Annotated in this window: 27 protein-coding genes; 12 read left to right on the top strand and 15 right to left on the bottom strand. The window is 69.8% G+C overall.

Going from position 1 to position 25,754, the window contains the following annotated elements:
* Positions 1-40: 40 nt before the first annotated feature.
* The 4 genes from E9536_RS27755 to E9536_RS27740 all read left to right on the top strand — a co-directional run bounded on the left by E9536_RS27755 (position 41) and on the right by E9536_RS27740 (position 4,980).
* The gene (locus E9536_RS27755) at positions 41-1,000 is read left to right on the top strand and encodes an acetyltransferase (RefSeq protein ID WP_136471375.1); all 960 of its coding nucleotides are present in this window, start codon (positions 41-43) and stop codon (positions 998-1,000) included.
* 136 nt (positions 1,001-1,136) lie between these two features.
* Positions 1,137-2,870: an ABC transporter permease subunit gene (locus tag E9536_RS27750; protein WP_136471373.1), complete on the top strand. Its 1,734-nt coding sequence runs from the start codon at positions 1,137-1,139 to the stop codon at positions 2,868-2,870.
* 119 nt (positions 2,871-2,989) lie between these two features.
* Entirely contained in the window at positions 2,990-4,249 is a 1,260-nt protein-coding gene (locus E9536_RS27745) for a nitrate/sulfonate/bicarbonate ABC transporter ATP-binding protein (RefSeq protein ID WP_059696990.1), read from the top strand.
* Between the two features lie 269 nt (positions 4,250-4,518).
* Positions 4,519-4,980, top strand: coding sequence for a hypothetical protein (locus E9536_RS27740; RefSeq protein ID WP_059696819.1), 462 nt, complete (start codon positions 4,519-4,521; stop codon positions 4,978-4,980).
* Positions 4,981-5,013: 33 nt separating this feature from the next.
* On the opposite strand, the gene E9536_RS42565 is transcribed toward E9536_RS27740, so the two are convergent.
* Both E9536_RS42565 and E9536_RS27735 read right to left on the bottom strand, forming a co-directional pair.
* Positions 5,014-5,142, bottom strand: coding sequence for a hypothetical protein (locus E9536_RS42565; RefSeq protein WP_282186926.1), 129 nt, complete (start codon positions 5,140-5,142; stop codon positions 5,014-5,016).
* A gap of 194 nt (positions 5,143-5,336) precedes the next feature.
* Positions 5,337-6,941: a bifunctional aminoglycoside phosphotransferase/ATP-binding protein gene (locus E9536_RS27735; RefSeq protein WP_136471371.1), complete on the bottom strand. Its 1,605-nt coding sequence runs from the start codon at positions 6,939-6,941 to the stop codon at positions 5,337-5,339.
* A gap of 490 nt (positions 6,942-7,431) precedes the next feature.
* Between E9536_RS27735 and E9536_RS27730 the strand changes: the two genes are divergently transcribed.
* From E9536_RS27730 to E9536_RS27715, 4 genes are all read left to right on the top strand, one after another.
* Positions 7,432-7,905 (top strand): hypothetical protein, encoded by a 474-nt coding sequence (locus E9536_RS27730; protein WP_059696988.1) that lies wholly within the window; start codon positions 7,432-7,434, stop codon positions 7,903-7,905.
* Positions 7,906-8,047: 142 nt separating this feature from the next.
* A complete protein-coding gene (locus E9536_RS27725) occupies positions 8,048-8,521 on the top strand; it encodes a universal stress protein (protein ID WP_136471369.1) in 474 nt (157 codons plus the stop codon).
* Between the two features lie 97 nt (positions 8,522-8,618).
* Positions 8,619-8,894, top strand: coding sequence for a DUF1488 domain-containing protein (locus tag E9536_RS27720; protein ID WP_027792289.1), 276 nt, complete (start codon positions 8,619-8,621; stop codon positions 8,892-8,894).
* Positions 8,895-9,074: 180 nt separating this feature from the next.
* Positions 9,075-9,509, top strand: coding sequence for an Hsp20/alpha crystallin family protein (locus E9536_RS27715; RefSeq protein ID WP_042974953.1), 435 nt, complete (start codon positions 9,075-9,077; stop codon positions 9,507-9,509).
* A 104-nt stretch (positions 9,510-9,613) separates the two neighbouring features.
* Here E9536_RS27715 and E9536_RS27710 read toward each other — a convergent pair whose 3' ends face one another.
* Positions 9,614-10,279: a nitroreductase family protein gene (locus E9536_RS27710; protein ID WP_059696817.1), complete on the bottom strand. Its 666-nt coding sequence runs from the start codon at positions 10,277-10,279 to the stop codon at positions 9,614-9,616.
* A 230-nt stretch (positions 10,280-10,509) separates the two neighbouring features.
* Between E9536_RS27710 and E9536_RS27705 the strand changes: the two genes are divergently transcribed.
* Both E9536_RS27705 and E9536_RS27700 read left to right on the top strand, forming a co-directional pair.
* Positions 10,510-11,160 (top strand): BON domain-containing protein, encoded by a 651-nt coding sequence (locus E9536_RS27705; RefSeq protein WP_060082731.1) that lies wholly within the window; start codon positions 10,510-10,512, stop codon positions 11,158-11,160.
* Positions 11,161-11,217: 57 nt separating this feature from the next.
* On the top strand, positions 11,218-11,457 hold the full coding sequence (locus E9536_RS27700) for a hypothetical protein (protein WP_059696815.1): 240 nt from the start codon (positions 11,218-11,220) through the stop codon (positions 11,455-11,457).
* A gap of 92 nt (positions 11,458-11,549) precedes the next feature.
* Here E9536_RS27700 and E9536_RS27695 read toward each other — a convergent pair whose 3' ends face one another.
* The 5 genes from E9536_RS27695 to E9536_RS27675 all read right to left on the bottom strand — a co-directional run bounded on the left by E9536_RS27695 (position 11,550) and on the right by E9536_RS27675 (position 16,312).
* Positions 11,550-13,322, bottom strand: a complete 1,773-nt coding sequence (locus E9536_RS27695) for a SulP family inorganic anion transporter (RefSeq protein ID WP_136471367.1) — start codon at positions 13,320-13,322, stop codon at positions 11,550-11,552.
* A 185-nt stretch (positions 13,323-13,507) separates the two neighbouring features.
* Complete coding sequence (locus E9536_RS27690) at positions 13,508-13,732, bottom strand: hypothetical protein (RefSeq protein ID WP_021159371.1); 225 nt, start codon at positions 13,730-13,732, stop codon at positions 13,508-13,510.
* A gap of 139 nt (positions 13,733-13,871) precedes the next feature.
* Entirely contained in the window at positions 13,872-14,903 is a 1,032-nt protein-coding gene (locus E9536_RS27685) for a TIGR00730 family Rossman fold protein (protein WP_136471365.1), read from the bottom strand.
* 22 nt (positions 14,904-14,925) lie between these two features.
* Entirely contained in the window at positions 14,926-15,261 is a 336-nt protein-coding gene (locus E9536_RS27680; protein ID WP_060198362.1) for a c-type cytochrome, read from the bottom strand.
* 49 nt (positions 15,262-15,310) lie between these two features.
* Positions 15,311-16,312, bottom strand: coding sequence for a nitroreductase family protein (locus tag E9536_RS27675; RefSeq protein ID WP_060082658.1), 1,002 nt, complete (start codon positions 16,310-16,312; stop codon positions 15,311-15,313).
* Positions 16,313-16,487: 175 nt separating this feature from the next.
* On the opposite strand from E9536_RS27675, the gene E9536_RS27670 reads away from it, so the two are divergent.
* Positions 16,488-17,477, top strand: coding sequence for a zinc-dependent alcohol dehydrogenase family protein (locus E9536_RS27670; protein ID WP_027792297.1), 990 nt, complete (start codon positions 16,488-16,490; stop codon positions 17,475-17,477).
* A 31-nt stretch (positions 17,478-17,508) separates the two neighbouring features.
* Here the strand turns inward: E9536_RS27670 and fnr are convergent, their stop codons facing one another.
* The 3 genes from fnr to E9536_RS27655 form a co-directional block, all read right to left on the bottom strand.
* The gene (fnr, locus tag E9536_RS27665; RefSeq protein ID WP_136471363.1) at positions 17,509-18,309 is read right to left on the bottom strand and encodes a fumarate/nitrate reduction transcriptional regulator Fnr; all 801 of its coding nucleotides are present in this window, start codon (positions 18,307-18,309) and stop codon (positions 17,509-17,511) included.
* 527 nt (positions 18,310-18,836) lie between these two features.
* Positions 18,837-19,484, bottom strand: a complete 648-nt coding sequence (locus E9536_RS27660) for a response regulator transcription factor (protein ID WP_136471361.1) — start codon at positions 19,482-19,484, stop codon at positions 18,837-18,839.
* Positions 19,481-21,475: a PAS domain S-box protein gene (locus tag E9536_RS27655; RefSeq protein ID WP_136471359.1), complete on the bottom strand. Its 1,995-nt coding sequence runs from the start codon at positions 21,473-21,475 to the stop codon at positions 19,481-19,483. Before E9536_RS27655 ends, E9536_RS27660 begins: the two co-directional genes overlap by 4 nt.
* A gap of 248 nt (positions 21,476-21,723) precedes the next feature.
* On the opposite strand from E9536_RS27655, the gene E9536_RS27650 reads away from it, so the two are divergent.
* Positions 21,724-22,194, top strand: coding sequence for a universal stress protein (locus tag E9536_RS27650; protein WP_136471357.1), 471 nt, complete (start codon positions 21,724-21,726; stop codon positions 22,192-22,194).
* A gap of 43 nt (positions 22,195-22,237) precedes the next feature.
* Here E9536_RS27650 and E9536_RS27645 read toward each other — a convergent pair whose 3' ends face one another.
* The 4 genes from E9536_RS27645 to E9536_RS27630 form a co-directional block, all read right to left on the bottom strand.
* A complete protein-coding gene (locus tag E9536_RS27645; RefSeq protein WP_060082655.1) occupies positions 22,238-23,071 on the bottom strand; it encodes a universal stress protein in 834 nt (277 codons plus the stop codon).
* Positions 23,068-23,571 carry a universal stress protein gene (locus tag E9536_RS27640; RefSeq protein WP_059696801.1) on the bottom strand — a complete coding sequence of 168 codons (504 nt, stop codon included), beginning with the start codon at positions 23,569-23,571 and terminating at the stop codon, positions 23,068-23,070. The genes E9536_RS27645 and E9536_RS27640 overlap by 4 nt, the downstream gene beginning before the upstream one ends.
* Positions 23,572-23,640: 69 nt before the next feature.
* On the bottom strand, positions 23,641-24,840 hold the full coding sequence (locus tag E9536_RS27635; RefSeq protein ID WP_060198375.1) for an acetate/propionate family kinase: 1,200 nt from the start codon (positions 24,838-24,840) through the stop codon (positions 23,641-23,643).
* Positions 24,841-24,848: 8 nt separating this feature from the next.
* Entirely contained in the window at positions 24,849-25,688 is an 840-nt protein-coding gene (locus E9536_RS27630) for a universal stress protein (RefSeq protein WP_136471355.1), read from the bottom strand.
* Positions 25,689-25,754: the final 66 nt, after the last annotated feature.

The following is a 25,754-nucleotide window of genomic DNA, read 5'->3' as shown; positions in this document are numbered from 1 at the left end:
ACGGCACGCAACACCCCGGCGGCATCGCGCGCGGCGCACCATGACGCGCTTCGACGTATTCAACGGCGATGCGGACGGCATCTGCGCGCTGCACCAGCTCCGGCTCGTGACGCCGGCCGAGTCGGTGCTCGTGACGGGCCCCAAGCGCGACATTGCACTGCTGGCGCGCGTGCCTGCGATCCGCGGCGACGCCGTCACCGTCCTGGACGTTTCGCTCGACGCGAACCGCGAGGCCCTGGTTGCGCTGCTCGCGCGAGGCGTCGACGTCGACTATTTCGATCACCACGTGACGGGCGACGTGCCCGCTCATCCCCACCTGCATGCGCATATCGATACGGCGCCGGACACCTGCACGAGCGTCATCGTCGACCGCTATCTGGCCGGCCGGCAGCGGCTCTGGGCGGCGGTGGGCGCGTATGGCGACAATCTCGACGGCGTGGCCGGCGCGCTCGCCGCCGCCGGCAGCCTGACGGATGCCGATGCACGCCGGCTGCAGGTGCTCGGCGAATCCATCAACTACAACGGCTACGGCGATCTTCCCGACGATCTCTTCATGGCGCCGCTTGCCGTGTATGCGGTGATCCGGCAATTCGCGAATCCGCTTGAATTCGCGGGGTCGCCGTTCGCGCGACGTCTGGCCGAGAACCGGCGGCGCGATATCGCGCGTGCGCAACGGCAGCGCGCGACCTTCGTGCTGCCGGGCGCGGACGTCTACATCCTGCCCGACGCCCGCTGGGCGCGGCGCGTCCGTGGCGTCTTCGCCAACCTGCTCGCGCGGCGGGAGCCGGCGCGCGCGCATGCGGTGCTGACCGTTGCGGCGGGAGGCCGATACACGGTCAGCGTGCGCGCACCGGTCGCCGCACCGTACGGTGCCGATCGGCTTTGCCGCGCATTTCCGGACGGCGGCGGCCGGGAAGCGGCGGCCGGCATCAACCGGCTCGCGCCCGCGTGCCTCGATGCGTTCGTCGAGGCGCTCGCGAGCGCGTATCCCGCCGCATGAATCGACGTATGTACCGACGCGCCCGCATCCGTCTGCCCGACCCGGGCCGGCTGTTGCGGGACGGTTGACGCAGGTCAACGCGGCTGTCCCGCCCGCCCCGGAAGATGAACTGCCATCATCGGCCGGGGGGGGCACCTTGGAGCACCATGCGGAGGTATTGCGCGGCGGGCGCTGGACGCTGCCCGCGCCGGGCTGGCGGGATCTCGCCGCGGTGCTGATCGTCATCGGGTTCCTGATGCTGACCGGCATTTCGGCGCACCAGATGGCAGGCCCGCTCGCGGTCGCGCATCCCCCGGCCATCTCGTTGTCCCCTGCGGCGCTGCCCGGCTATACGCTGCGTACGGTCTCGCGCATGTTCGCGGCATTGCTCGCATCGATTGCCTTCGCGCTCGTCTACGCGACCGCGGCGGCCAGGAGCCGGTCGGCCGAGCGGGTGCTGATTCCGTTGCTCGACGTGCTGCAGTCGGTGCCGATCCTCGGCTACCTGTCGTTTACGGTGCTGTTCTTCTTGTCGCTGTTTCCGGGGCGGATGCTGGGCGCCGAGTGTGCGGCGATCTTCGCGATCTTCACGAGCCAGGCGTGGAACATGACGTTCAGCTTCTACCAGTCGCTGCGCACGGTGCCGCGCGATCTCGACGAGACAAGCCGCAGCTTCCGGCTGTCCGCATGGCAGCGCTTCTGGCGCCTCGAGGTGCCGTTCGCGATGCCCGGTCTCGTCTGGAACGCGATGATGTCGATGTCGGGCGGCTGGTTCTTCGTGGTCGCATCGGAGGCGATCGCGGTCGGCGGCCTGCACGTCGACCTGCCGGGCGTGGGCGCCTATGTCGCACGGGCGATCGCGAACCGGGATCTGGCCGCGGTGGGCTGGGCGATCGTCGCGATGAGCGTCGCGATCGTCCTGTACGACCAGTTGCTGTTCAGGCCGCTGGTCGCGTGGTCGGAACGGTTCCGCTATGGCGATGCCGTGCCCGCGGTCGTGCCGCGCAGCTGGATGCTCGACCTGTTCCACCGGTCGCGATGGATGGCCCGCGCCGGCGGCCCGGTCGGCATGCTGTTGCGCCGCGCGGCGCGTGCGCGGCTGCCGGGGGTCGCGTGGCCGTGGCGCGGCCGGATGGCGCTGCCGCGGCACGCGGGTGACGCGCTCTGGTTCGCGCTGTGCGCGGCGGGATGCGGGTATGCGGCGGTTGTACTGTTCCGGCTCGGACGCGCGGCGCTGACCTGGGCGGACCTGCGCGTCGTGGCGGGCGAAGGGGCGCTCACCTTCGTTCGCGTGACGGTGCTGGTCGTGATCGCGTCGGCGATCTGGGTGCCGATCGGCATTGCGATTGGTCTTCGACCACGCGTGGCCGCCCGCATCCAGCCGATCACGCAGTTTCTCGCCGCGTTTCCGGCCAACCTCCTGTTTCCGGTCGCGGTGTTCGTCATCGTGCGCTACCGGCTCGCCCCCGAAGTCTGGCTGCCGCTGTTGATGATCCTGGGCGCGCAATGGTATGTGCTGTTCAACGTGATCGCCGGAGCGAGCGCGTTTCCGGCCGACCTGAGCGAAGCGGCGGCATGCTTTCGGGTCCGGCCGGCGACCTGGTGGCGTCGCGTCATGTTGCCGGGTGTGCTGCCGTACTTCGTGACGGGCGCGATCACCGCGTCCGGCGGCGCATGGAATGCGAGCATCGTCGCGGAGGCGGTGAGCTGGGGCAGCACGCGCCTGAATGCCGGCGGACTGGGGGCCTACATCGCGCAGATGACCGGCGCCGGTGACTTTCCGCGTATCGCGCTCGGTGTCGCCGTCATGTCGCTGCTCGTGATCGCGACCAACCGGCTCGTGTGGCGCCCGATGTATGCGTTCGCCGAGCGCAGGACGCGGTTCGATTGAGTCCGGACCCGATCCTCCATCCGCAGGAGACCGATGTGTCGAATCCCGGTGAATGCAAGGAAGCGTACCAGGCGGGCGCGGCCGCGCCGTCATCGGAGCAGGCGCCCGTCGTGCTCGAGATGCGCGGCGTATGCAAATCGTTCACGAAGCCGTCCGGCGAGCCGCTGCACGTGCTGGCCGATATCGACCTCACGCTCCGCGAGGGGGAGATACTGGGGCTGCTCGGCCGCTCCGGCTCGGGCAAGTCCACGCTGCTGCGGATCGCGGGCGGGCTCGTCAAGCCCTCGTCCGGCGCGGTCGCATATCGCGGGGCACCGCTTGCCGGCCCGACCGCCGGCATTGCGGTGGTGTTCCAGACCTTCGCGCTGTACCCGTGGCTGACCGTCGTCGAAAACGTCGAGCTCGGGCTGGATGCGCTGAGCCTTCCGCCACGCGACGTGCGCGAACGGGCGGCCGTCGCGATCGAGTTGATCGGGCTCGACGGTTTCGAATCGGCTTATCCGCGCGAACTGTCGGGCGGCATGCGTCAGCGGGTGGGGTTTGCCCGCGCGCTCGTCAGCGAACCCGTCCTGCTGTTGATGGACGAACCGTTCTCGGCACTCGACGTGCTGACCGCGGAAACGCTGCGCACCGATTTTCTCGACCTGTGGGACGCGCGCCAGCTGTCGACCCGGTCGGTGATGATGGTGACCCACAACATCGAGGAAGCCGTGCTCATGTGCGATCGCATCCTGGTGCTCGGCGCCGGCCCGGCGCGCATCGACGCCGCGCTGAACGTGCCGTTGCCGCGTCCGCGCAGCCGGCACGACCCGGCCTTCCAGGCGATCGTCGGCAAGATCTACGCGACGCTGACCGCGCGCATCGCCGACGCGGCGGCGGCCCGCGCGGCGGCCGGCGGCACGCTGGCCATGACGCTACCCGACGTGACGAGCCACCATCTCGCCGGGTTCGTCGAGACCCTGGCGGCCGCGCCGTACGACGGCCATGCGGAACTCGGCGCGATTGCCGCGGCGCTCGCGCTTCGGGTCGACGTGCTCCATGCGACCGCCGCGGCGCTCCATCTGCTCGCCTTTGCCGAGTGGCACGACCGGACCCTCCGGTTGAGCGCGGCGGGCCACGTGTTCGCGCACAGCGACGACGAGGCCCGGCGGCGCCTGTTTCGAGAGCATGTCGTCAAGTTCGTGCCGCTTGCCGCGCATATCGACGAAGTGCTGGACGAGCGTGCAGGGCATCGCGCGCCGCGTGAGCGTTTCGAACTGGAGCTCGAGGATCATCTCGATCCGCGCAGCGCGGAACAGGCGCTGCGCGTCGTGACGGACTGGGGCCGCTACGCGGGGCTGTTCGACTACGACGACCATACGCGCACCTTCGGCCGTTGATCATGCGGGCCCCGGCCCGCGGCAAAGGCGGGTGGTGTGCCGCCGCGTCCGTTGACTTCTGTCAACGCCCGGCGCGCGGTGCGTTCGAGAATGACTTCACGGGCGCCGAAACAGGCCGGGCGTTTGCCGGCGGAGTCGTTCAGGCTTTCGGTTGCGATCGGCAGCGAGCGTGTCGTGCGACGCTCGACGGGCCGCCGGCGCGATCGCGCCGCTTCAGCGAACCTGCCGGCACCTGCGCACGCCAATGACCGTGGACGGGAGAATGGGCCATGAACTGGCTTTCCGAATATTTCGCACAGCACACGAGCCCGCTGTCGCTATCGATCTGGGCGCATCCGCCGCTCGTGGTCGGACCCGACGGCCCGGTTTGCCGCGAGCCTTACCGCCTGCCGTATCCGGGAGTGGAGATGGTGTACACGCCGGCCGGAACGGTGGAGTGCGGCGGCAGGATCTATACGTTGCCGGCTCGCTACGACGCGAGGTGGACACGTGCGGGCGGTATCTTGCACGACGATGCCGCGCCGTTTTTCCGCGAGGTGACGATCTTCGCGCCGTCGCCATTCAATCGCGACTTCGTCGTGACGGTCAACGGCGAGTTTTCCTTCGTGCCATCGTTCTGGGCGGATGGATCGCCGGGCTTCTCGGGCACCTGCGCGCCGGCCGCGAGCGGCCATGCGGTGCGGGATCGAAGCGGCCCCCCGTGGTTGTTCCAGGGGTATCTCAGCATCTAGGCGGCGTCGGCGTCCAGGCGGCGGGAACGGGCGCTACGCGCGCACCTCCCCGTGCTTTCTCCGCACGACGAGGGAAACGAGCGCGCCGAGCATGCCGCGCAGGTGGGCGAAGTGCGCGACGCCGTTCGTGTCGCGGCCGGCCGAAACGGAACAGCGTGACATGGCGTCAAGTCAGCCGTGCGCCGCGCACGGCCGTTGAGGCGGATCTGGGCAACCGTCGCCGGGGCCCGCCACGGCCCGCGTGGCGGCACGTGCGCGATCGGCCGCGACGACGTGCGGCACGTTGACGTGCCGACCTGCGTGGCGCCCGTCGTGCCCGTCGAGGCCGCGCTCCGGGCGGCACGCAGCGCGCGTATTTACGCGCGTAGCGCGGCGAACAACGGCGCCCAGAACGCGCGGCTCCCGTACGCCGCGACGTCGCACTCGGTTTCGAAGCGGATCGTGATCGCGGCCTCGGCTCCGGCCAGCGGCTCGGCACGCTCGACCTGCCGGGCCAGTACGGCCGTGTCGGCATCGGATGCGTCGCGCCCGTGTGCGGCCCGGGCCGCGACACGGGCGGCGAGCGTCGCCGGGCTCGCGGTGAAGTCGAGAATCGCGACGCGCACGCCGCGCTGCTCGGCGAGTGAAATGAAGGGCGCCCGGTTGCGCCGGAGCAGGAACGTCGCGTCGACGATCGCCGTATAGCCGCTGGCGAGGACCTCTCCGGCCTGCGCACGCAGTCTGTCGTAGACCGCGTCGATCGCCGTCTCCGAGTAAGCGGCGGGCGGCAGACGGGTGTCCTCCGGTGCGCTGGCGAAGCGCTTGCGTTCGGCGTCGCTGGACAGCCGGATCGCGCCGAGCCGTTCCGCCAGCGCGCGGCTCGCCACCGATTTGCCGGAACCGGACATGCCATGGCAGAGCAGTAGCAACGGCCGCGCATCGCGGCGTGCCTGCGCCATGTCCGACGCAAGGTGCAGATAGCGGCCGCGCGTCGCCTCGTCGCCGCGCAGCCGCGCGGTCAGCGCACGCACCAGCGCACGATAGACGAAGTAGCACGGCAGTACGGCCAGCGCCGCATGGTCACCCGTACCTGCGAGCCACCCTGACAGGAGGCGGTGGGCGCAATCTGCCCGCCCGCGGGCCGCATAATCCATCCATGCAAACGCGAGATCGCTCGCCACGTCGATCCAGCGCAGCGCGTCGTTGAACTCGATGCAGTCGAACATCAGGATCCGGTTGCGCCAGCGGACGACGTTGTCGAGATGCAGATCCCCGTGGCAGGCGCGCACGAAGCCGTTCGCGTCCCGCTCGGCGAACTGCGGCGCGAGACGAGCCAGCTCGGCTTCGTACCAGCGTCGCAGCGCGGCTTGAGCGGGCACCGTGACGTCGAGCGTGTCGCACAACGCCTGGCATTGGGCCGCGACGCTCGCCGCGCTGCCCGGGTAGCCGCGCGGCGCACGGCGCGGCGCGTGCAGATGATGGCGGGCCAGCGTCTGCGCGAATGCGTCCGCGTCCGCCAGCCCCGTGTCGTGCGATGCGCTGCGGACCGACAACATCGCTTGCGCGTCGAACCGGCGCATGCGCACCACATACTCGCCGGGCACCGCCGGCTGCCGGTGGCGGTGGGGGCCGGTTCGCACGGGCGGGCCGAAAGTGCTGCGGCGACCGCGCGCGACGATCGGCCAGACGCCCAGGTACAGCGGGCCGGCGAACGGCCGATTGAGCGACCATTCCGCCAGCGCGCAGCGGCGGCGCTGCGCGGGGCGCACGAGATCGACGAACGCGAATCGAACGGGCTTGATGCGCTTGTACGCGTAGCGTCCCGCCAGATACACGACGGACAGGTGGGTTTCGATCCGTTCGATCCGGCCGGCGGGATGCGGATAGGTGGCAGGCCGACGCAACGCGCGATCGAATTGCAGGGTCTTGCGTCGTGCGGCTCCGCGGCTCGACGTGAACGGCAGGCGTGGCGCTCGGGACATGATGAACGGATCGATGGGCGTGGCGCTTGCATGGCGCCGTGCCCGCGGGTTGTAGTCGAACGGAAGCGGCTCGCTCCGTCTGCTCGATGTCGCGGGATCGGGCCGGCAGGCTCGGAGGCACGCGTGCGACGAACCCTATTGCAGCCGACTGTCGCCCATCCCGGCTTGATGCGTGTCAAGCGCGTTGACCGTGCGCGCCCGGACGGCTTGCCGTGGCCCGGCGCCGGCGCGGTAGCGGCGCAACGCCGCCCGCATGCACGTCGTCGGCACCGTTGCGGCGCGTGCGGTGCGCACCGCGCCGGCGCGCGCTTGACGCAGGTCAACCGCATTCCCCCTGGCGGCCCTACAGTCGATTCGGGCGTTCGGGCGATGCGGCACGTGACCGCGCACCGAATGCGGGATGTCGGTGCGTCACGCGGCCGGGTTGGCGTCGAGCGGATTCATGCCGCCGGATGGCGAGCGGAACGCGATGCGTTGCGAGGCAGGGAAGATGAAACAACGGGTGTGTGCGGTCGTCGTGTTGCTTGCGTTGGGGGCGTGCGCCGATGCGGAGCGGAACGCGGCCTTCCGGTCGACGGAAACGCAATTGTTCGCGACGCGCCAGGCCGCGGCGCTGCAGTGTTCGACACCGGCCGAATGCGACCGCGCATGGCGCCTTGCGCGCCGCTACGTCGAAGGGCATTCGTCGACCCGGATCACCCGGGCCGATGCAGACACGATCGAGACGGCGCCGCCGTTCCTGGCCGGCGAAGTCTATTTGTGGGCCTCGCGCACCGCATCGGGCGGCGGCGCGGCGGTGATCCGGCTCAAGGCGATGTGCAAGGGCATGTACGGCAGCGATGGCGGCCCGGGGTGGCGGTACGACGCATGCGCGACGAAGATCCTCGACATCGAGCGGGGTTTCCGGGCCGACGTGAGCCAGGCGCGTTCCCCCGACGCGCCGCAGCCGGTCGCGCCGCGCTGATCCGGCGTCTCGTGCCCGTGCGCCCGCGCGCCTCCACGTGATTTCGAACCGTTGACCTCCGTCAACGCCCGCGTCCGGCGAACGCCGATGATGACACCCATCCGCACGCCGCCGGCGCGTCGGTTCATCCAGCGAGGTCGGTATGTACACGAACATCATGGTCGCCGTGGACGGCAGTCCTTCATCGAAACTGGCGCTCGACGAAGGTCTGAAGGTGGCGCGATCGTACGGCGCGCGCCTGTTCGCCGTTTTCGTCGTCGACCGCTCGCTTCTGGTGACGTACGCCGGACGAATGGATCCGGACGTGCTGCTCGACGAGGTTCGGCGCGATGGCGCGGCGGTGCTGCGCAGCGCGGAACGGGCGATCTCGCACGCGGCGGTCAACGGCGACACGGAAATCGTCGAGACCGAGCCTGGCCAGAATGTCGCCGAACGGCTGCAACGGTACGTCGTCGAGCGTTCGATCGATCTGGCCGTGATCGGTACGCACGGCCGCCGCGGTGTCCGGCGGTTGTTTCTCGGCAGCGTCGCGGAGCGTTTCCTGCGCGGATCGAGTTGCCCGGTCCTGCTCGTACGCGCCGGCGATGCCGCCCCGGCCGCGGCGGCGGCAGCCTAGCGTATTCGCGCGCGGCGCCTCGCGGCGAGGACGCGGGCAGCACCCGGCGCACCGCGAGCCCGCGCCCACCCATGCGCAACCTGCACAGGTGACCATCATGCAGATCTCCTTTCCTTGCGAACATCCGACGTATTGCAGCCAGGATCCCGCGCTGGCGTTTCCCGCGCTGGTCGAAGGCCGCCGTGTGCACTGCGCGATCACCGCGGAAGCGCTGGAGGATCACTTCCGCGCGGCATCGCCGCGTGAACAGGATCTCGTGGAGGCATTCGCCCGTCATCGACCCGCGATCGAGCGCGCCGCGCGCTGCCTGCTCGAGGAGATGGGCGGCCGGCCGATCCTGCTCCACAGCGGCTATTTCCGGTTCTGCACCTGAGCGTCCGCTCCCGTTGACGCGCGTCAAGCCCATGCCGATGCGGGCAGTTACGCTGGAATCCTGATGATCGTTCGTCCGTTGCCCGGCACACGGTGCCGCGCCAATCCGATCTTCGTCATGGCTTCGCGCGGGCGGGACGAAAGCGCGGGCCGCATGTCAATCGTTCGAGGAGTACGAACCATGAGCAATGTCACACGGTACGATCCGTTTTCGATCGAACCCGTCGCCGACCTGTTTCAGGGCCTGTTCAGGCCGCTGCGCGGGATGACGCTGGCGGACGAGCCCGATCTTGCATCGATGAAGATCGACGTGACGGAAAGCGACGATGCGTACAAGGTCAACGCGGAACTGCCGGGCGTCGCCAAGGACGACATCGACGTCCAGGTGACGGGCAGCACCGTATCGATCAACGCCAAAATCCAGCGCAACAGCGAGCAGAAGGAAGGCGAGCGCGTGATCCGGCGCGAGCGCTATAGCGGCGCGGTCAGCCGCTCGTTCTCGCTGTCGGGTGAAATCGACGACGCGAAGGCAACGGCGACGTATCAGGACGGCGTGCTGTCGCTGACGCTGCCGAAGAAGGCGCCGGTCGCGCAGAAGAAGCTGACGATCGGCTGATCGGGCGGCAGGCAGCGGGTGGCGCCGGCATGCGCTGCCCGACAGGAGGAGACGGCGCGCGGAGCGATCCGCGCGCCGTTTCGTTGAAGCGGGCGCCGGGGCGCTCACGCATTCGATGCCGCGCCGCCTGCGCGATAGCCGACCGTCTGCGCGAGGATCGGCAGCTCGTCTTCGTTCAGCCGCAGCGCGTCGGCCAGCACGCGATGGTTGATCCAGCCGCGCACGACCGTGCCGAGGCCGGCGGCCGCGCAGTAAAGCGACACGTTCTGCGCGATGGCGCCGGCCGCGATCGCCGAGAACACGTCGCGCTGCTGCGGCGGCATGTCGAGGATCGCGGCGGTCCGCACGACGTAGACGAGATCCAGCGGCGCGCGCCCGACGAAGTCCTGGTAACCCGTCAGGTTACGGGCATCCACGGCGTGTTTCAGCACGAGCCGATGCGCGGGCGCGTCGTAGCGATAGACGCCGTACGGCAGCGCGACGTACACGTCGATTTCGTTGAACGCATGCGCGGACGGCGCCGTGCGGCCGCCGCCGACCGGCCGGTTGACGCCGTCCGCGGCCCACAGCATCGCGCCGAGCGTCGCGGGCGGCAGGGGCGTGGCGGCGAATTCGCGGGAACTCATTCTTGCCGCGAGTGCGGTCATCAATGGCGGGCCGCCGTCGAGGTCCGGGTACGGCAGGTCGATGAGGGGCGGGGATTCGCCCTGTGGCGATACCGGCCCTGCCGGTGGTGTCGGCGAATAGGCCAACAGTTGCTGTTCCGTCATGTGAGTCTCCTTGGAGCATCGCCGTGCTTGCCCGGGGCGTCGCGCATCGGCGATCTCACGATAAGTCCGCCGGGCCGCGCCGGCTTGACCTCCGTCAAGCGGTGCACCGGCAGGCCGCGATGCGCGTCGAGCGGCGTCCGTTGACCTGCATCAGCGATCCCCGGCCGTGCATGTGCAAATCTGGGCGTATGCGGCGGACAGGCACGCCGCGGCTCACAGGAGTGCAGGCGATGAAGACCGACAAGCAACTGAAGCAGGACGTCCAGGACGAACTCGAGTCCGACCCGGCGATCGACGCGACACGTATCGGTGTCGAGGTCGTCAACCGGATCGTGACGCTCTCGGGTCACCCGCCGAGCTATGCGGAGAAACTGGCGATCGAGCGTGCGGCGAACCGCGTGGCCGGCGTCAAGGCGCTCGTCGTCGACATGACCGTGCATTTGCCGGACGACGACGTCCGCACCGACGAGGACATCGCGAATGCCGTGCGCTCGGTTCTGCACTGGACGGTCGGTCTGCACGACGACGCGGTCAAGGTGCAGGTCGAACACGGCTGGATCACGCTGTCCGGCAGGGTCGACTGGGCGTACCAGAGCCATATGGCCGTGCGGGCGATCTCGCAGATGCGCAGCGTGACCGGCGTGACCGACCACATCACGGTGCAGGGGGCGGTCGGGTCGGCCGACATCGGCGGCAGCATCAAGCGCGCGATCATGCGCCACGCGGAGCGCGAGGCGAAGCACATCGCGATCGAGGTGCACGACGGCACCGTGCGGCTGTCCGGCAAGGTCGGTTCGTTCTCCGAGCGCAAGGCCGTGCGCGGTGCCGCGTGGTCGGCGCGCGGCGTGCGTGCGGTGGTCGACGACCTGGTCGTCGAGTAAGCGCGGAACCCCCGGTAACCGGATGGGCGGTCCGCGCAGTTGAAGGAGGGAAGCCGGATGACACTGTCAGGCGAGGTACACGACGCGGACTGGTCGGTGACGATCGAGACGATTGCCGCCGAAGCGGGCGGCTACCGTTGCAGGATCCACGTGACGTTCACGTCGCCGGATGGCGCGTGCGAGCGCACGTTCGCGCACAGCCGGATCCACGATACCGAGCGCGAAGCCGCGATCGACGGGCTGCGCGCCGGGATGACCTGGGTCGAGATGAGGAAATCGAACACGTTCACGGTCTGACGCCACGGCGCACGTGAACGTGTCTCCCGTGCGTCGACGTTTCGTTCGTCATCCGATGCAACGAGCGCCGCGTCGCACGGGTATCGGTGTGCCTACCCGTCCGCCCGGTCGCGGTCGCGGTCGGCAGGCGGCGGCGCGGGGCGCGCAACCGGTTCGTCGTCGCGCGCATGTTCGCGTTGCCGCCGGACATGATGCGCGACGGCGTCGGTCACGGTCGGAAAGAAGCTGGCGGGACCGAACGCGTCGAACAGCCCGTAGGCGCGCAGGCGATCCTTCACCGGCCCCTTCATTTCGGCGAAATCCAGTGCGATTGTCTGCGCGCGGAGTTCCTCGCAAAGCGCCACGAGCCGGTCGGCGGCGCTGACGTCGATATCCGTGACGGGCTCGGCCGCGATGACGATGCGCGTGACCGGAAACGCCGACGATACGATGGCCGCGTGCAGATGCTCGCAGAAAATCTCGACGTTCGCGTAGAAGAGCGGCGCATCCCAGCGGAACAGCAGGAGCCCCGGCGTCTGCACGGCGTCCGGATGGCGCGCGATGTCGTGATAGCCGCGCACGCCGGCCAGCCGGCCCAGCACCGCATCGTACGGATGCCAGGCCCGCCACACGAACGACAGCAGCGACAGCGCGCTGGCGAGCAGGATGCCGGGCACGACGCCGATGCCGACCACGCCGGCAAAGCACAGCACCGCAATCAGGCATTCGCCGCGACGCATCCGGTACAGCCGGACGACGCTGCGGACGTCCGCGATGCCGAACGCCGCGTACATCACGACGGCGGCCAGCGCCGCGCGCGGGACGCCGGTCAGCAGCGTCGGCGCGGCAACGAGCAGGATCGCGATGCACGCCGCCGCGACGAGGTTCGTGACCTGGCTCTGCGCGCCCGCGGCAATCGCGACGGGCGTGCGCGATGCGCTGCTGCTGACCGCGCAGCCCTGCATCATGCCGGCCAGCAGATTGGCGGCGCCCAGTGCGACCAGTTCCTGGTTGCGATCCGGCGTTTCGCCCGAACGTGCCGACAGGGCGCGCGACAGCATGCTGATGTCGGCGAACGACACCAGCGCGACGGCGACGGCGCCGGACGCGAGCGCGCCCAGGTCGGCGACGGAGACGACCGGCAGGTGCGCCACGGGTGCGCCGGCCGGCAACGTGCCGACCGTCGCGATGCCGTGCAGCGGCGACACGTGCGCGACCACGGTCGCCGCCAGCACCGCGATCAATACGCCGGGTGCGCGCGGCATCACCCGTTTCATCAGGAAAATGGTGGCGAGCGCACCGATGCCCAGCAGCGCGGCATCGGTGGAGAACCGGCCTTCGGCGAGGGCGTGCACGATGGGCGGCACGCTGGAGAACACGTCGCCGCCCGCCGCGGGCATGCCGAGCAGTTCCGGCAACCGGCCGATCGCGAGCGCGATCGCGATACCGTTCAGGTAGCCGTACTGGATCGGACGTGACAGCAGGTCGGTGACGAAGCCGAGGCGGAGCGTGCCGAGCAGGATGCAGATCGTGCCGGCCGACAGCGCCAGCGCGCCGGCCAGCGCGATGGCGCGCTGCGGGTCATGGTCGGCGAGCGGGGCGATCGCGCCTGCGATCAGCGCGGCCAGCGCCGAATCGGGGCCGAGGACGAGGATCCGGCTCGGGCCGAGCAGCGCATACGCGAGCAACGCGGCGATCGACGCATGGAGGCCCGTGACGGCCGGCAGGCCGGCCGCCTGTGCATAGCTCATGCCGACGGGCACCAGCACGGCCGACAGCGCGATGCCCGCATACAGGTCGCGCGACAGCCATGCGCGCCGGTAGTGCGTGAGCAGTGCGATGCCCGGAAACAGGTGGGCGACGTGTTCGGAAAGGTGCCGGTTCATCGCGGCTTCATCCCGGAGACGTCCGGGCGAACGGGATGGACGGCTTCGGCAGGCGCGTGGTGACCGGGGTGCGGCCGGCCCGGGCAGACGGACGGGACGGCAGGGCGAGCGTGATCATTGCGTCGGAAGACCGGGCCGCCGCCGTCGCGCCGGATGCCGGCGGCGCGGCACGGTTGCGAGCGGCTTCAGGCGGCCTTGAGTGCCGACAGTTGCAGTGCCTGCGCAAAGCGGGCCAGCGTGGCGATCGAGCCCGTCACGCTCTCGTACCGCTCGCGCCCGATCTGTCCGTCGAGGATCACGAGCATGCCGGCGTCGCGCGCCAGGGCGACGAGCGCCTGCGTGTCGAGCGCGGCAGCGTCAGGCCGGCGGGCCTGGTCGCCCGAATCGGGAAGCGGGGTAGCGTGTGTCATGACGGCTCTCCTGATGGCCCGGAATCCGGCTGGCGCGCAGCCGCGATCCGTGATTTCAGTATCGTTGCCGCGCCCGCGCGATTCAATCGGCATGCCCCGAAGCTGCGGTAGGAATCGCGCGGAGCGCGTCGGCAGATTCCTACACGGCACGCGGTTTCGGCGGCGGGCGGCGGCGCACCGGCCGCGCCGCACGCCGCCGTGCATACCAGCTTCCGATCGCGCGCCAGATGTCGGGGGCGGATTCGCAGTACGTGAACAGGTCGAGATCGCTGCGATCGATCATCCCCTCGTCGGCGAGGAAGGCCAGGTCCACCGCGCGGCGCCAGTACGCCTCGCCGACGAGGATGACGGGCAGCGGCGGGATCTTGCGCGTCTGCAGCAGCGTCAGGACCTCGAACAGCTCGTCGAATGTGCCGTAGCCGCCCGGGAAAAACACGGCGGCTTTCGCGCGTTCGAGCAGGTGCAGCTTGCGGATCGCGAAATAGTGAAACCGGAAACCGAGATCGGGCGTGATATACGGATTCGGCGCCTGTTCGCGCGGCAACTCGATGTTCAGGCCGATGCTCGGCGCGCCGAGTTCGTATGCGCCGCGGTTCGCGGCCTCCATGATGCCGGGGCCGCCGCCGGTGACCACGGCGAGCCGCGCGGCGCGCGTGCAGCGGTCGGCGTGGCCGACGATGCGCCCGAATTCGCGTGCGACGCGGTAATACACGCTGTGCTCGACGAGCCGGCTCGCCGCCGCGACGGCGCGGCGCCGGCCCGCATCGTGCGGACGCTGCGCGAGCAGGCGATTGGCTTCGTCCAGCCGGGCATTCGCGACGGCAGGGGCGACGATGCGCGTACTGCCGTAGATCACGACGGCATGGCCGATGCCTTCGCTCTGCAGGCGCGCCTCGGCTTTCCAGTAGTCGAGCTGCAGCCGGATGCCGCGCATGCTCGCGCGCTGCAGGATGGTGGCGTCGTCGTCGGCAGGCGTGCGCTTCGGGCGTCGGGCGGGACGCCGCACGCGGCGCGGGCCGGGCTGGGCGCTGTCGTCGTTGCCGGCGAGCGCATCGGGCCGCGTACGTGCGCGTGTGCCGCGCGTGTCCGCCGGCAGCGCGCCGGGTGCGGCCCGGCGGCGCGCGTTGCCTCGTACCGTACGGGCGGGTAGGCGTTTGATGGCGGTCGGCATGCGGTGCGGGCCGGCGGGCCGGCTACTGGCTCAGCACCCATTGCACGAGCTGATGCGCATCGTCGGCGGACAGCGGGCCGCCGCGATCCTCGGCGGACGGCATCGGCGTGTCGCCCCAGTGCACGCGGCCGCCGACGCGCAGCTTGCGTTCCAGTTCCGCGGCGGCGGCCGGATCGCCGCGATAGCGCTGCGCGATCTCGTGGAACGACGGCCCGAGGAACCTCATGTCGGGCGTGTGGCAGAACATGCAGTGCTGCGCGTTGACGAGATCGGTCGGCTCGGGCACGGCCGTCTGCGCGGCGGCCGGGCCGGCCGCCGCAGCGATCGCGCAGAGGGCGGTGAAACGCAGGAGGTTCATGTTTTTTCCTCGTCCGGGTCGGAGGGGCCGCACCTTGCCGCGCGCGCGATCAGGAGACGACTTCGTCGAGCGGGCGGCGCGGCGAATGCGGCGTATGCGGGCCGCGCCCGACGCGCAGCAGCAACTGCGGCTCGCCGCGCAGCCCGAGCATGTGGCGCAGGTGGGCGCGCAGCCCGGCCGTCTCGATCGGCTGGTTCAGGTAGGACGCCGTATGGCCCGCGCGCGTCGCGACGAGCAGGACGCGCTCCAGCGCCTGCCCGGCGGCGAGCCACGCCTCGCGATCGTCGCGGACGGTCGACAGGCAGACGATCAGCGGCGACGCGCCGACGAGCTGGTGATGCAGCGCGGCGAGCCCGTTGCCGAGATCGAACGTCCGGACCGCCATCGTCACGACGGGCGCCGCGAAGTCCAGCAGCGTCGGCACGCCGGCCGCGAATGCCGGCATGCCGTCGACGTGCCGGCGCGGATCGATCCAGCTCGCCAGCTCGCGCCGGAAGCGCGGATCGGCGAACTGCTGCCGGTCGGCCTCGGCGACGAGCTCGGCCACCCGTGCGCGGTGCGCGATCGCGTCGATACAGGCGACCTCGACGCCTTCCGCCGCGCCGGCCGCGATCAGCTCGCGCTGGAGCGTGTCCGGAACGGCCGTCGATTCGAACGGCGCGCGCGTCGTCACGCGCTCCGGAATCGCATCGAACAGCGCGCCGAGCGACGCGTCGGAATAGCCGTCGTCGCAGACCCGCACCAGTGCGAGCAGATCGGGGTCGACTTCGGACGGAAACGTGCTGATCGTATGGGCGAGCCCTGCGTGGTCGAGCGCGACACGCAGGTTGAGCAAGGCGGCGCCGCAACTGATGATCAGCTCGCGATCGAACGGATCGACCACCGGCAGCGCACGGACGCGGTCCGCGCAGACCGCGATCGTGGGCCCGTCGACGATGAACCGCCACGGCTGCGAGTTGTGGCTGGACGGGGCCAGCACCGCATAGGCCAGCAGCGACCTCAGATGCGCTTCGGGATGCGCGCTTGCGGCAAGTGGGGGAACGGATATCATTCGATCATCTCCTGGTCGGCCGGGCGGGCGGCGTCATGCCACTTCATCGTGTCAGCAACCGGCCGGCCGCCGTTGACCCACGTCAAGCGCCCGTCACTGCGCCATGCGCGCGCGGCGCGTGGCGACTAGCCTTGCATCGTGACGCGCGCGAACTCGATGGCGCGGGGAGGCGAGCATGCTTGCGATGATGTTTGACGGCACGACGCCGCATTTGCGCGAGGCGCGCGTGCCGGATCCGCTGCCGGCGCCGGGCCAGCTGCTGATCGACGTGCACGCGTGCGGTGTATGCCGAACCGATCTCCATGTCGTCGACGGCGAACTCGCGCACCCGAAGCTGCCGCTGGTGCCGGGGCACGAGATTGTCGGAACGGTGCGCGTGCTCGGCGAGGGCGTGACGGGATTCTCCGTCGGCGACCGGGTGGGCGTGCCATGGCTGGGCTCGACCTGCGGGCATTGCGCGTACTGCGCGTCCGGCCGCGAAAACCTGTGCGACAGCCCGGGATTCACCGGTTACACGATCGACGGCGGTTATGCCGAGTGCGCCGTTGCCGACCATCGCTATTGCGTGCACCTGCCGCGGCGCTATTCCGATCTCGAGGCCGCGCCGCTCCTGTGCGCCGGCCTGATCGGTTACCGAACCTTGCGCATGGCCGGCGATGCGCGTCGCGTCGGCATCTACGGCTTCGGCGCGGCCGCCCATCTCGTCGCGCAGGTCGCGCATTTCGAGGGGCGGAAGGTGTTTGCGTTGACGAAGCCCGGCGACACCGTCGCGCAGCAGCTCGCGCTGTCACTCGGTGCCGCATGGGCCGGCGGCAGCGACGAAACGCCGCCGGAACCCCTCGACGCCGCACTCGTCTTCGCGCCGGTGGGCGCACTGGTGCCGGCCGCGCTTCGCGCGGTCGACAAAGGCGGGATCGTCGTATGCGGCGGCATTCACATGAGCGATATCCCGGGCTTTCCGTACGCGTGGCTGTGGGGCGAGCGCCGCATCGCGTCGGTCGCCAACCTGACGCGCGCGGACGCGGCCGCGTTCATGCGGATCGCCGATGCGATGCCGCTGCGGGTCGAAGCGGTGCGTTACGCGCTGACCGATGCAAACCGCGCACTGGACGATCTGCGCGCGGGGCGCGTATCCGGCGCCGCCGTGCTCGGCATGCGCGGCTGATCCCGCTCGACATGCCCGCACCGCAATGCGCTCAGATGCGCCCGAGGCCGTCCGAATCGACGATGCGGATCTGCTTGCCTTGCGCGGCGACGAGCCCCTTGCGCTGGAACTTCGACATCATGCGGCTGACCGTTTCGAGCTTCATCCCGAGATACTCGCCGATCTCGTCGCGCGTCATCCGCAGCACGAATTCGGCGGCCGAGTAGCCGCGCGCCTTGAAGCGCGTGGACAGGTTCAGCAGGAAGGCGGCCACGCGCTGCTCGGCGGTCATCGTGCCGAGCAGCAGCATCTGCGCGGATTCGCGCACGATCTCGCCGCTCATCATCTGATACACGTGATGCTGCATCGGCCGAACGTCGCGGCACATCTGCTCGAGCTGGCCGAACGGAATGATGCAGACGGTGCTGTCCTCGAGCGCGATTGCGTCGCCGTTGTGCCGCCCGGTGTGCACGCCGTCGAGCCCGAGCGATTCGCCGACGATCTGGAAGCCGGTGATCTGCTCGTCTCCGTCGCGATGCATCACGATGGTCTTGAACGAACCGGTTCTGACCGCATAGATGCTGTTGAATGCGTCACCCGCGCGAAACAGCGTTTCGCCGCGCCTGACGTGCCGCGTCGTGCAGATCATCGCGTCGACGCGCGCGAAGTCGTCAGGCGAAAGATCGGGCGGCATGCATACGGTACGCAGCGCGCACGTCGAGCAACGGGACGCGGCGCGCTTCGGCTGGTCCGCCCGTTCGACGGGATGCAGCGGGATGAACGGACGTGACGGTTGTGACGGGCGTAACGGGTGTAACGGCATGGTCTGCGAAACATCGGCATGGCTTTGCATGATCGGCTCCAATTACTGGGCCAGCGGCGAATCGCTGCAGGGCGGGATCGCGCTGGCCGTCGTACCGGCGGCCTTGGTGTCTGCCGCCTTCCTGATGGGGAACCACACCGGACGGGCCAGGAGACCGAACCGGTCTCGGGGTTGAGGGGGCCTTTGCTCCGGGTGGCACGCTGGCTTGTTTTTCTTGATACGCAGTATGGATGGCGCGGCGCTCGACGGAAATCAGCCGGAATTGAAGATGCGGTAGGACACTTGGAAGCGTTGTAGGGCGTTTCCTACAAAGGGGGCGGCATCTTGCCGCGATCTTGCCGCCGAGGCGGGCTCGCGTTGCCCGGTTGACGTTGTCGAGAGGCGGGCGGCAACGGGCGGCGATTCCGTTGACCTGACTCAATGCCGGCGGCGGTGGCGGACGTTATGTTCGATATCACGCGACGCAGCGTCGAGAAGCCGGTCGCGCGATCGCGAGCCGCCGACGCGGCCACTGGCAGCGGGATCGTCGGCGCAAGCAGCCGGCTGCCTGGCGGCCGTCAGAGTTCGTCCGGGTCGTCGAACAGCTTGTGGCGCATCGCATAACGCACGAGCGCCGTGTCGTTCGGCATTTGCATCTTCTCGAGAATGCGCGTCTTGTACGTGCTGACGGTCTTGACGCTGACGCAGAGCGCCTTCGCGATTTCGGAAATCGACTCGCCGGTGGTGACGCGCCGGAAGACGTCGAATTCACGGTCGGACAGACGCTGGTGCGGCAGGAGATCGGTCGGTTCGTTCAGGCTCTGCGCAAACTGTTCGGCCATCGTCAGGCTGACATACACGCCGCCGGCCGCGATCTTGGTCAGCGCCGCGACCAGCTCGACGCTCGCGCTCTCCTTGGTCATGTAGCCGGATGCGCCCGCGCGGAACGCGCGCACCGCGTATTGCTGCTCGGCGTGCATCGTCAGCACGAGGACATGCAAGGCCGGTTTCTCGTCCTTGATCTGCTTGATGAGTTCGACGCCGTTCCGGCCGGGCATCGACAGGTCGAGCACCAGCACGTTCGCGGCCGTGCCGCGTACGAGTGCGATCGTGGATGCGCTGTCGCACGCCTCGCCCGCGACCTCGAAGCCGCTTGCGTTCTGCAGGATGTGCCGCAGGCCGTCCCTGACGAGGGCGTGGTCGTCGGCGATGAGTACCCTGATCATGACAGCACATCTCCTTGCTGGATGGCGTGAAGCGGCAACGCCACGGTAATCGTGAATCCCGTTCCCGGCCGGTTCTCGATCGTCACCGTGCCGTCGAGCATGTGCGCGCGCTCACGGATGCCGATCAGCCCGAACGACGGACGATCGCGCTCGTCGCGGGCGACCTCCGGCGCACCGTGGCCGTTGTCCGCGATGCGCAGCATGCAGTAGCCGTCTTCCACTTTCAGGGCGAGCTTCACGTGCGTCGCATCGGCATGCCGGGCGACATTGGTGAGCGCTTCCTGCACGATGCGGAACAGCGTGGTGGCGCCGGCGCTGGTGAACGCGGTATCGACGGGGGCGATGTCCCGGTCGACCGTGATCCGGTAGCGGTGCGTGAAATCGTTTGCAAGCCACTCGATCGCCGGGACGAGACCCAGGTCGTCGAGCATCACCGGCCGCAGATCGGCCGCGATGCGCCGAACCGACGCAACGGTCGAATCGATCAGGCGATGCATGCCGCCCAACTGCTCGCGCACGCCGGTATGGGGGGCGACAATGCCCGCGAGCCCCAGCTCGACGGCGGAGAGGTCCATCTTGAGCGCGGTGAGTTGCTGGCCGAGGTCGTCGTGCAACTCGCGCGCGATCCGCGTTTTTTCTTCCTCCCGCACGTTCTGCAGGTTGGCGGACAGCTCGCGGAGTTCCTCGCGCGACTGCCTGAGCGCATTTTCCGCGCGGACGCGCTCGGTGACGTCGCGCAGCATGACCGTGTACAGCTTGCCCGCGCCGTCGCGAATCTGCGATATCGACGCCTCGATCGGGAACTCCGTGCCGTCGCCGCGCAGGCCGAACAGCACGCGTTGCTGCCCCATCTGGCGGTCCGACACGCCCGTCACGCCGAATTGCTCGACGTGCCGCGCATGCGCGGCGCGAAAGCGCTCGGGGATGAAGCGGGTGAGCGGCGCGCCGATCGCCTCCATCGCGGAGACGCCGAACACGCGTTCCGCGGCCGGATTGAAGATCACGATCGTCTGGCTTTCGTCGACGGTAATGATCGCTTCCATCGATGACCGGATGATGCCCATCATCCGCTCGCCGGTCGGCTGGCTGTCGCCGGCGGGCACGGCGGCGGAGATTCGCGTGGAGACAACCTGCTGCACGAGCACGGCCAGTATCAGCGACAGCGCGGTGCCGGCCGCCAGCACGGCCAGCGCGGGGCTGGACGTGTCCGGGCCCGGCGCACTGTAGCGCAGCGTGAGCGGCGTACCACCGAACGACAGCGAATCCGTTCGCGTGAGCATGTTGCCGGCGGCCGTGGCGTCGTTGCCGCCGAAGCCGCCGGCATGGACGAGCGCCGCCGGGATGTCGGCCGCGATTTCCATGCGTAGCCGATCCAGTATCGACGGATCGACGAGACGTGCCGGATCGAGCGCGGCATAGACGTATCCGGTCGCGCGCGCATGTTGCGGCCCCGACGGCGCCCCGTCTTCAGCGTCCGCATAAATCGGCAGATACAACATCAGCGCCGTGCGGGCACTCGTTGCGTCGGCGCTGTCCCGGGTCGCGTTCGCGGCCAGCGCGACCCTGCCGGTTTCCGCCGCTCGCTGCAGTGCCCGCCGGGTCGCCTGATCGTCATTCGCGGGGCTCGGCTCGATTCTCCCGACGCTGCGGACGGGCGACTGCAAGCCGTCCAGATCGAGACCGGCAATGTAACGACGCCACGCGTCGCCGGATTGAGGCACGACCAGCGTCGACGCGAAGCCGCGCGCGCCGCGCAAGACGGCGGCGGCGCCGAGGAAGCTGCGCCGGAGGTCGGCCGTCGCGAGCGTCGCCGATTGCGCGAAGCGCGCCTGGGCGGCTTCCTGCGCCCGGTTCTGCACGAGCCGGGCGGTGGCAAACGACGTGGCCAGGCCGAGCGCCAGCGTCAGCAGCGCGGCGAGGGTCGCGGATCGCGCGGGCCGGACCCTGCGCGGAGCCGGCCCGGCCTTGAAGGCGGGCACATGGACTGTCATTGCCGTTCATCCTGACGGATTTCGCCGGCGGCCGGCGGGCGGCGGGCCGGACGCGGGGCACGGGAAGCGGGGCAGGCCGAAACTGCGATATCGCCCGAAATTGTGCGCGTTTTGTCCGGATTCGCCAATCGGGACCGATGCGTACGCCTGTTTCCGTGCGGGCTTGACCGGCGTCAACCGGACGATGCGCGTCGGGCCCAGACTGGTCTGGCATGCCGGTCAAATCCGAACGGCAACGGGGAGGCTCCATGTATGCACGGATCTTTGCGGCACTCGACGGCAGCCGCGCTTCGCGACTCGCGCTCGACGAGGCGATCGCGCTCGCCCGCGATTCAGGCGGCCTGATCGTCGCCGTGTGCGTGGTATCGGACGCGCCAAGGGTGGCCGACGTCGACAGCGGCTATATCGGCCAGCGCGACCCCGCGGGGCTGGATGCGGACAGGGCCGCGGTCGCGGTGGCGGACGCGGAGACCGCGTTTCGCCTGTGCGGCGTCCGCGGCACGGCACACACGCTCGACGCGTGCGGCGAGGACGTGTCGTCCGTTCTGGCGCGCGCCGCCGCCGAATGCGACGCGGAGCTGATCGTGATGGGCACGCACGGGCGGCGCGGCGTGCGCCGCGCGTTGCTCGGCAGCGTCGCCGAATCGCTGGTGCGCACCGCCGACCGGCCGGTGCTGGTCGTGCGGGAGGGGCAGGGCGCGTGTGCGGCCGTGTTGTGACAAAAAGGGGGCGGCCGCAAGCGGCTGCCCCCTTTTCGACGGCTCAGTGAGACAGCAGCACCGGCACCGTCATCGTCTCGAGGATCGTGCGTGTGGCGCCGCCCAGCACGCGTTCGTGCATGCGCGCATGGCTGTACAAACCCATCACGAGCAGGTCCGCGTGCAGGTCGGTCACCCGGTTCAGCAGCGTCGCGCCCACGCCGACCGACCGGTCGCGCGGCGTCGTGGAGAACGACGCGCGAACGCCGTGCCGTTCGAGATACGCGGCGACGTCGACGCCCGCGGGCGTCTTGTCCGGGTCGGGCTGCCCGCGCACGACCGTCTCGACGTTGACGAAGCGCGCGCGGGCGAGCAGCGGCAGCGCATCGGCCATCACGCGGGCGGCTTCGCGCCCGCCGTCCCAGCCGATCAGCACGTTCTCGCCGATCGTTCGCACGTCGCCGGCGTAGGGCACGACGATCGCCGGGCGGCCGCTGCCCATCACGACATCCTCGACGAAATGACGCGCGACGTAGGTCATGCGATCGTCGGGGTCTTCCTGGCCGAGCACCAGCAGATCGGCGTGACGCGCGTGCAGAATGGCGGCGGCGGTCGCGTCGCCGGTGGGGGCCTGCCATTCGACGCTGCGTCCCGCGCGCTCGGCGGCCGTCAGGAATTTTTCCTCGGCTTCCTTGCGGCGCTGCTCGCACAGCCGCTCGTACACGGCAAGCTTCAGCGGTTCGTCGGGCCGCCGCAACGGCTCGAACAGGTCCTGGCAGACCACGTAGAGGCCGATCAGATGCGCGTTCCAGCGCGCCGCGAGTTCGAGTGCGAGGCCGACGCGCGTCGCGCAGCGCTCGCTGTCGTCGAGGTGGACGAGCAGGGTCTTGTAGCTCATGACGGCTCCTTTTCGGTTGATGCCGCGGCGGTTTCGGCGGGTTTCTCCGACGGGCAGTTCGCCGGAATCATCAGGACGGGGCAGGTGGCCAGGCGCAGCACGCGCTCGGCCACGCTGCCGAGGAAGAGGCGCTGAAAGCCGCGCCGGCCGTGCGTGCCCATCACGATCAGGTCGGCCCCGGTTTCGTCGGCAAGACGGACGATCCGGCGCGGAATGTCCTCGCCCGCGGGCTCGACGTTGGAGATCTGCGGCGTGCCGGCCACGTCGCGCGCTTTCAGGCGTCGCGCCGCGTCGTCGGTGACGCGCAGCCCCTCTTCGCGGAAGGCGTCGACGAGGATCGACGGATCGTATCCGTACGTGTCGTAGGCGGGCACCAGGAAATCGACGACGTAGACGGGGGTTAGCCGCGCACCCGTCTCCGCCGCGAGCGTCAGCGCGGCGTCGAGTGCGCGGGACGACGTGTCGCTGCCGTCGAGCGCAACCAGAATGTTCGAGTACATGGCATTTCCCTTGAACGGATGTGGATGAAGTCATCATCGGCGCGCGCGCGCCGACGGCGCTGATCTGGATCAAGCGGCGCGGTTGCCGCGCAGCACGCGCACCGCGGCGCGTGCCGCGATCCACGCTTCGTTGGTCGGCTCGACGACCACCGTGACCGCGCTCGACGCGGACGACACGACCTGCGCATGGCCGGCATTCGCGCACACGTCGAGGTCGATGCCGAGCCAGCCGAGCGATGCGCAGATCCGCTCGCGCAACACGGCCGAGTGCTCGCCGATGCCGGCCGTGAAGACCAGCATGTCGAGGCCGCCGAGCAGCGCGGTCAGCGCACCGGCCTCGCGCACGATGCGATGGACGTACAGCGCCAGCGCATCGGCGGCCGGCGCATCGCCGGCGGCTTCGCGTGCCAGCAGCACGCGCGGATCGCCCGACGCACCCGAGACGCCCTTGAGCCCCGACTCGTGATACAGCAGGTGGCCCAGCGCGTCGCCCGACAGCTTGCCGACTTCGAGCAGGTGCAGGACGACACCGGGATCGAGCGCCCCGCAGCGCGTGCTCATCATCAGCCCGTCGAGTGCCGAGAAGCCCATCGTCGTCGCGACACTGCGGCAGTCGCGCATCGCGCACAGGCTGGCACCGCTGCCGAGATGGGCGGCGATCACGCGGCCGTGCGCACGTGCGCCGAACCGCTCGTCGAGCGCGACGGCCAGGTATTCGTACGACAGGCCGTGGAATCCGTAGCGCCGTACGCCCTCGTCGAACCACGCGTGCGGCAGCGGGAGCAGCTGCTCGGTGCGCGGCAGCGTGCGATGAAATGCCGTGTCGAACACGGCGATGTGCGGGACGCCCGGAAACGCGCCGCGCAGCACGTCGATCGCATCGAGGCCGTGCGGCTGATGCAACGGGGCGAGCGGCGTCAGCGTGCGTAGCGCGCCGAGCACCGCGTCGTCGACGATCACCGGCTCCATGAAGCGTGTGCCGCCGTGCACGACGCGATGGGCAATGGCGCCCACCGTGATGTGCGGCAACTGCCCGCGGATCCACGTCGCGATCCGCGCGAGCGCGTCGCGACAGGGGTCGCTCGCACCGAGCGGCAATGCAACGGCCGGTTCGGCGTCGAAGCGGATCGACACGCCGTTGCCGGTCTCGACCGCTTCGCCCTCGTGCAGCGGCCGCCGCGCGGGATCGTCGTGCGGCGGATACGCAAAGAGCGCGAACTTCACGCTCGACGAACCGGCATTGACGACGAGGAGCGCGAGTGTGCGCATCGGCCGGCTCAGTGCGACATCAGCACCGGCAGCGTCATCGACCCCAGCACCGTGCGGGTGGCGCCGCCCATCACCAGTTCGCGCCAGCGCGGATGGCCGTAGGCCCCCATCACGAGCAGGTCGGAACCCGTTTCGTACGCGCGTGACAGCAGCGTGTCGCCGATCGACGCATCGGCGCCGGTACCGATGTCGAGCACGTTCACGTCGTGCGCGTGGCGTGCCAGCATCAGCGCGGCATCGGCGGCCGGAATGCGCGTGGTCGCCGCCTCCGAATCGGCGTCGACCACGGCGGCGACCGTCGTGCGCTTCGCATGCTCGAGAAACGGGAGCGCGTCGTGCGCGGCGCGGGCCGCTTCGCGGCTGCCGTCCCATGCGACGAAGACCCGTTCGCCGATCGACGGAAATTCTCCGGTGTACGGCACGAACAGCACCGGGCGGCCGGCGGACAGCACCAGGTTCTCCGGAAACTGGTCGTCGATAAAGGTCTCGGGATCGTTCGGGTCGCTCTGGCCCGCAATCACGAGATCGGCGAGTCGCGCGGCGCGCAGCACGGCCAGATTCGCGCGTTCGTCCGCGTGAACCCAGGTCGCCGGCACCTTGGCGCGGGCGGTCTCCGCATGGAACAGGCGTTCCAGCGCGGCGAGCCGTTCGTCGCGCCGCTCGCGGTGCTCGCGGAAATAGTCGGCGGAACCGGCCATCACGTAGAACGAATACGGCTCGGGCGTGTAGACCGCGAACAGCCCGGTGAGATGCGCACCGAAGCGCCGGGCGAGACGCAACGCGAACTCGAGGCGCGAATGCGCGCGGGCGCTCGTATCGAGGTGCACGACCATGCTTTTGTAGCTCATCGGAATCGCTCCATCGACGGGTGATCCGCCAGTGCAATCCAGTCTACGAAGCAGGGTTTCCGCGCG

The sequence above is a fragment of the Burkholderia sp. LS-044 genome, from assembly GCF_004803625.1.
Classification (GTDB): domain Bacteria; phylum Pseudomonadota; class Gammaproteobacteria; order Burkholderiales; family Burkholderiaceae; genus Burkholderia; species Burkholderia cepacia.
Note: the sequence above shows the minus strand (reverse complement) of the source record. Positions and strands in the feature narration are given on the sequence as shown.

Bases quoted from the DNA above. Each gene is read 5' to 3' on its own strand.
- E9536_RS27755 (WP_136471375.1), top strand. From the start codon at position 41: ATGACGCGCTTCGACGTATTCAACGGCGATGCGGACGGCATCTGCGCG.
- E9536_RS27745 (WP_059696990.1), top strand. From the start codon at position 2,990: ATGCGCGGCGTATGCAAATCGTTCACGAAGCCGTCCGGCGAGCCGCTG.
- E9536_RS27740 (WP_059696819.1), top strand. From the start codon at position 4,519: ATGAACTGGCTTTCCGAATATTTCGCACAGCACACGAGCCCGCTGTCG.
- E9536_RS42565 (WP_282186926.1), bottom strand. From the start codon at position 5,142: ATGTCACGCTGTTCCGTTTCGGCCGGCCGCGACACGAACGGCGTCGCG.
- E9536_RS27735 (WP_136471371.1), bottom strand. From the start codon at position 6,941: ATGTCCCGAGCGCCACGCCTGCCGTTCACGTCGAGCCGCGGAGCCGCA.
- E9536_RS27730 (WP_059696988.1), top strand. From the start codon at position 7,432: ATGAAACAACGGGTGTGTGCGGTCGTCGTGTTGCTTGCGTTGGGGGCG.
- E9536_RS27725 (WP_136471369.1), top strand. From the start codon at position 8,048: ATGTACACGAACATCATGGTCGCCGTGGACGGCAGTCCTTCATCGAAA.
- E9536_RS27720 (WP_027792289.1), top strand. From the start codon at position 8,619: ATGCAGATCTCCTTTCCTTGCGAACATCCGACGTATTGCAGCCAGGAT.
- E9536_RS27715 (WP_042974953.1), top strand. From the start codon at position 9,075: ATGAGCAATGTCACACGGTACGATCCGTTTTCGATCGAACCCGTCGCC.
- E9536_RS27710 (WP_059696817.1), bottom strand. From the start codon at position 10,279: ATGACGGAACAGCAACTGTTGGCCTATTCGCCGACACCACCGGCAGGG.
- E9536_RS27705 (WP_060082731.1), top strand. From the start codon at position 10,510: ATGAAGACCGACAAGCAACTGAAGCAGGACGTCCAGGACGAACTCGAG.
- E9536_RS27700 (WP_059696815.1), top strand. From the start codon at position 11,218: ATGACACTGTCAGGCGAGGTACACGACGCGGACTGGTCGGTGACGATC.
- E9536_RS27695 (WP_136471367.1), bottom strand. From the start codon at position 13,322: ATGAACCGGCACCTTTCCGAACACGTCGCCCACCTGTTTCCGGGCATC.
- E9536_RS27690 (WP_021159371.1), bottom strand. From the start codon at position 13,732: ATGACACACGCTACCCCGCTTCCCGATTCGGGCGACCAGGCCCGCCGG.
- E9536_RS27685 (WP_136471365.1), bottom strand. From the start codon at position 14,903: ATGCCGACCGCCATCAAACGCCTACCCGCCCGTACGGTACGAGGCAAC.
- E9536_RS27680 (WP_060198362.1), bottom strand. From the start codon at position 15,261: ATGAACCTCCTGCGTTTCACCGCCCTCTGCGCGATCGCTGCGGCGGCC.
- E9536_RS27675 (WP_060082658.1), bottom strand. From the start codon at position 16,312: ATGATATCCGTTCCCCCACTTGCCGCAAGCGCGCATCCCGAAGCGCAT.
- E9536_RS27670 (WP_027792297.1), top strand. From the start codon at position 16,488: ATGCTTGCGATGATGTTTGACGGCACGACGCCGCATTTGCGCGAGGCG.
- fnr (WP_136471363.1), bottom strand. From the start codon at position 18,309: ATGCAAAGCCATGCCGATGTTTCGCAGACCATGCCGTTACACCCGTTA.
- E9536_RS27660 (WP_136471361.1), bottom strand. From the start codon at position 19,484: ATGATCAGGGTACTCATCGCCGACGACCACGCCCTCGTCAGGGACGGC.
- E9536_RS27655 (WP_136471359.1), bottom strand. From the start codon at position 21,475: ATGACAGTCCATGTGCCCGCCTTCAAGGCCGGGCCGGCTCCGCGCAGG.
- E9536_RS27650 (WP_136471357.1), top strand. From the start codon at position 21,724: ATGTATGCACGGATCTTTGCGGCACTCGACGGCAGCCGCGCTTCGCGA.
- E9536_RS27645 (WP_060082655.1), bottom strand. From the start codon at position 23,071: ATGAGCTACAAGACCCTGCTCGTCCACCTCGACGACAGCGAGCGCTGC.
- E9536_RS27640 (WP_059696801.1), bottom strand. From the start codon at position 23,571: ATGTACTCGAACATTCTGGTTGCGCTCGACGGCAGCGACACGTCGTCC.
- E9536_RS27635 (WP_060198375.1), bottom strand. From the start codon at position 24,840: ATGCGCACACTCGCGCTCCTCGTCGTCAATGCCGGTTCGTCGAGCGTG.
- E9536_RS27630 (WP_136471355.1), bottom strand. From the start codon at position 25,688: ATGAGCTACAAAAGCATGGTCGTGCACCTCGATACGAGCGCCCGCGCG.